Source organism: Patulibacter medicamentivorans (genome assembly GCF_000240225.1).
GTDB lineage: Bacteria > Actinomycetota > Thermoleophilia > Solirubrobacterales > Solirubrobacteraceae > Patulibacter > Patulibacter medicamentivorans.
The window spans coordinates 1-4194 of record NZ_AGUD01000265.1 but is presented as its reverse complement, the minus strand read 5'-3'; the positions used below and the strand labels follow the sequence as shown (position 1 = coordinate 4194).

At 77.2% G+C, this 4194-nt stretch carries 3 protein-coding genes and 1 pseudogene; 3 read left to right on the top strand and 1 reads right to left on the bottom strand.

The window, feature by feature from the left end:
• The 3 genes and pseudogenes from PAI11_RS27500 to PAI11_RS18845 form a co-directional block, all read left to right on the top strand.
• A pseudogene (locus PAI11_RS27500) lies at positions 1–606 on the top strand (hypothetical protein); the annotation flags it as partial.
• Positions 603–1868 (top strand): MlaD family protein, encoded by a 1266-nt coding sequence (locus PAI11_RS24765; protein ID WP_007577737.1) that lies wholly within the window; start codon positions 603–605, stop codon positions 1866–1868. The pseudogene PAI11_RS27500 and the gene PAI11_RS24765, both read left to right, overlap by 4 nt.
• A complete protein-coding gene (locus tag PAI11_RS18845) occupies positions 1865–3304 on the top strand; it encodes an MlaD family protein (RefSeq protein ID WP_138974424.1) in 1440 nt (479 codons plus the stop codon). Before PAI11_RS24765 ends, PAI11_RS18845 begins: the two co-directional genes overlap by 4 nt.
• Before the next feature lie 69 nt (positions 3305–3373).
• On the opposite strand, the gene PAI11_RS18840 is transcribed toward PAI11_RS18845, so the two are convergent.
• On the bottom strand, positions 3374–4194 hold an 821-nt coding region (locus tag PAI11_RS18840; protein WP_050897320.1), incomplete at its 5' end, for an alpha/beta hydrolase.

The following is a 4194-nucleotide window of genomic DNA, read 5'->3' as shown; positions in this document are numbered from 1 at the left end:
CTGCCGGCGACGCTGGACGCCGCCGCGCCGGCGGTGCGGGCGCTCGAGACGACGCTCGCCAACGGCGACGTCGCGCGGCTGAGCGGCGCGCTGCGGCCGGCGGCGACCAGCCTCGCCGCGACCGTTCCGCCGCTCGCCGACGTGCTCGGCCGCCTGCGGCCCGTCAGCAGGTGCCTGCAGCGGGTCGTCGCGCCCGCGTTGCTGACCCCGATCGACGACGGACCGCTGTCGGCCGGCGTCGCCCCCTACCGCGAGCTGCTGTCGGCGGGCGTCGGGCTGGCATCCGCGGGCCAGGCCTTCGACGGGCTCGGCCAGACGATCCGCTACAACCTCGGCGTCGGCAACCAGCTGATCACGCTGGACCAGGGCACGCCGGCCGAGGCGCAGACCCGCGCCGAGCGGCCGCTGCTCGGCTCGCGCCCGGCGCCGCCGGCCCGCCGTCCGCCGCTGCGCGACGACGTCGCGTGCGAGACCCAGGCTCCACAGCCGCTGGCCGCCGATCCGATCCCGTTCCGGGCCGCCCAGCGGCGCGCGCCGATCGATCGCTACGCCGCGCGCCGCGCCGCGGTGCGGATCGCCCGGTCGATCGAGGGGGCGGGGCGATGAGGCGCACGCTGCGCGAGCACCGCTTCCCGGTGTTGGTGATCGCGACGATGGTGGCCCTGGCCCTGGTGACGACCGGCTACCTGCTCGTCCACCAGCGCTTCCCGCTGCCGTGGAGCGACGTCTACGACGTCGAGCTGGAGCTCGGCTCGGCCCAGGCGGTCGTCCCGGGCCAGGGCCAGATGGTGTCGGTCTCGGGCGTCGTCGTCGGCGAGATCTCGGGCGTCCGGCGCGAGGCTGGCCGGGCGATCCTGCGGTTGCGGCTGCGACGCGACGAGCTGCCGGTCGTCCACCGCGACGCCCGCGCCACGCTCCGGCCCCGCACCGGGCTGCAGGACATGACCGTCGAGCTCGACCCGGGCCGTCCGGGTGCCGGCCGCCTGCCCGACGGCGGGCGGATCCCGGCGTCGCAGACGACCTCCCAGGTCCAGCTCGACGAGGTCGCCGCGACGCTCGACGCCGACACCCGCGCGTACCTGCAGCTCGCTCTGCGGGCGACCGGCGAGGCGCTCGGTCCCGACCGCGGGCGTCAGCTCCGGCGGCTGCTCGAGCTGGGCGCGCCGACGGCGCGCTCGACCGATCGCGCGCTGGCGGCGATCGCTCGCCAGCATGCCCGCGTGCGCCAGCTCGTCACGCGCATGCGGCGCGTGTCGGAGACGCTCGGCCGCCACGACCGCGAGGTCGCCGCCACGATCTCGGCCGCCGCCGACGTCTTCGCCGCGATCGACCGTCGCAGCGACCGGCTGCGGGGCGCGGTCGACGAGCTGCCGGCCACGCTCGTGGCGCTTCGCCGGTCGGTCGGCGACACGGCCGACCTCGCCGAGGTCCTCGTCCCCGCGGCCGAGCGCACGCGCCCCGCGCTGCGACGCCTGACCGCGGCGCTGCCCGACGCGAACCGGCTGCTGGCCGACCTGCCCGCGACGCTGCGGCCGCTGGCCCCGGCGGCCGCGGCGGCCGTGCCCGTGGCGGAGCGGGTCGACGTCGCGCTGACGTGGCTGCGGCCGATGCTGCCGCAGCTGCGCGCCACGCTCGGCGTCGCGACGTCGCTCGCAAACCTGGTGGGCTACGACCCGCCCGGCGACGAGCGCGGGTTCAGCTTCTGGCTGGCGTGGTTCGCCCATAACGCGAACTCGATGCTGTCGACCGAGGACGCTCACGGCGCGGCCTGGCGCGGTCAGCTGCTGATCACCTGCGGCACGCTGACCGGCCTCGACGGCGTTCGCCAGGTCGAGGATCTGCTGGAGACCCTGGGGGTGTGCCGATGAGGGCCAAGCGCTCGCTCGCGCCGATCGTCGTGATGGTGGGCTTCGCCCTCTCGTGCGTCGGGCTGCTGCTGTTCCTGTGGAGCAGTTTCGGCGGCCCGGTGCCGCTGCGGCCGCAGGCCTACGTGGTCCACGCGTCGTTCGCGCAGGGATCGCAGCTGGCGAGCTACGCCGACGTGCGGATCAGCGGCGTCAGCGTCGGCAAGGTCCGGTCGGTCGAGCGTCGCGGCGGACTCGCCCGCGTGCGGATCGAGATCGAGCCGCGCTACGCGCCGTTGCCCCGGTCGACCCGCGCCGCGCTGCGCAGCAAGACGCTCGTCGGCGAGGCCTTCGTCGCGCTCTCGTTCGGGGATCGCCGCGGGCCGCAGATCCCCGACGGCGGCGCGATCGCGACCGGGCAGGTGCAACGGACCGTCGAGATCGACGGGATCCTCGACGCCTTCGACGCACCGACGCGCCGCCACGTCCGCCGGATGATGACCGCCCTCGGCCGGGATCTCCGCGGCCGCGGCCGGGACCTCAACGGCGCGCTCGCGCGGCTGCCGGCGACGGTGCAGCGCAGCTCCACGCTGCTCGGCGTGCTCGACCAGCGCCAGACGGCGGTGCGCTCGCTGACCCGCGACGCGTCGACGACCTTCGACGCCGCCGGCCGCGATGCTGGCGCGCTGCAGGCCCTCGTCCGGCGCGCTCGCTCGACGTTCGGGGTCCTCGCCGACGAGCAGCGGTCGCTCGAGCGCGCGGTCGAGCTGCTGCCGGCGACGTTGCGCACGACCCGCGCGGTGATGCAGGACGCCGACCGGCTCGGCGACGACCTGGCGGTCGCGGTGCCGGCGCTCCGGCCCGCCGTCCGGCAGCTGCCGGAGGCGCTCGACGAGCTGGCCCGCTTCGCCCCCGTGCTCCGCGACGTGCTGCGAGCGGCCGGGCCGCTCGTGACCGCGGCCGACACGGGGATTCCCGCGCTCGATCGCCTGCTCGCCGAGGTCCCGTCCGCGATGGCCCAGATCGCCCCGGCGCTCGCCGATGCGATCCCCGCCGTCGACTACCTCTGGGACTACCGCCGCGACGTGGCCTCGACCTTCACCGCCGGCGCCGCCGCCGGGGCCAGCCGGTCGCGCGGACCGCGCGGGCAGCTCTTCAACATGGCCCGCGTCACGACGGTCCTCAACAGCGACATCCTCGGCGGCTGGCGGGAGCGCTCAGCGGCGAACCGCGGCACCGCCTACCCGCACCCGGAGAACATGCGCGATCTCGACCGCGGCCTCGCCGCCTGGTCGTGCGCCAACGCGTCGCGGCCACCGACCCTGCTCTCGGTCCTCGACGTGACCGGGATCCAGCCGTGCCGCGAGCAGGGGCCACGGCGGTTCGGCGACCGGTTGTCGATGTTCCCGAGCATGCGGCCGGCGACGCCGCCGGCGAGCCGGTCGCGACCGCGGGGATGAGGCTCCCTGCCGCCCCGTCTGCCTGCCTGCCCGCGCGGCGGCCCCGGGGCGATTCGCCGTACCGCCGCCTCAGGGACCGCTGTGGCGGCGCAGGAAGTCCGCCAGCCCGATCAGGGCCTCGTCGGCGCGGCGCAGCAGGCCCGCCGCCAGGTGGAAGACGTGCCACAGGTCGTCGTCGTGCCGGTGCTCCACCGCGACTCCGTGGTCGCGCAGCGCGTCGACCAGCCGGCGGGCGTCGGGCGCGAGCGGATCGAGCCCAGCGCTGTGGACGAGCGTCGGCGGCAGGCCGTCGAGCGCGCCGCGCGCCGGCGAGGCGGTCGGTCGCCGGGGATCCGCGCCGGCGAGGTAGGCGGCCGCCCACCCGCGCAGGCCGTCGCGGGTCAGGAGCGGCTCGCGCGGGTCGACGGCCCGGGTTCCGTCGACGTCGGCCAGCAGGTCGACCCACGGGCAGATCAGGGCGACGGCGGCGGGAGCGTCCCGCTTCTCCGCCACCGCGGCCTGCGCGGCGGCGAGGGCCAGCCCGCCGCCGGCCGAGTCCCCGACCACCGCGACCGGGCCGCCGGGACCGGATCGCAGGCCGCGGAGCACCGCGGAGACGTCGTCGAGCGCCTCCGGATGCGGGTGCTCCGGGGCCAGGCGGTAGTCCGGCAAGACCACCTCGGCCTCGGTCAGCGTCGACAGGCGCACCGCGAGGCCGCGGTGCGAGCGCGGGCTGCCGATCACGTACCCGCCGCCGTGCAGGTAGACGATCGTGCGGGTCGCGCGCACCCCGCGGCCGACGACGCGGTCGCAGGCCACCGACCCGATCGACGCGCGCGCGATCCGCGCGCCGCGCGGCACCGGCAGGGCGGCCGTCACCACCGCGGCCCGCCGGCGCTGGCGGGCCGCGG

Excerpts from the sequence above, each read along its gene's own strand:
- PAI11_RS24765 (WP_007577737.1), top strand. The coding sequence starts at position 603 with ATGAGGCGCACGCTGCGCGAGCACCGCTTCCCGGTGTTGGTGATCGCG.
- PAI11_RS18845 (WP_138974424.1), top strand. The coding sequence starts at position 1,865 with ATGAGGGCCAAGCGCTCGCTCGCGCCGATCGTCGTGATGGTGGGCTTC.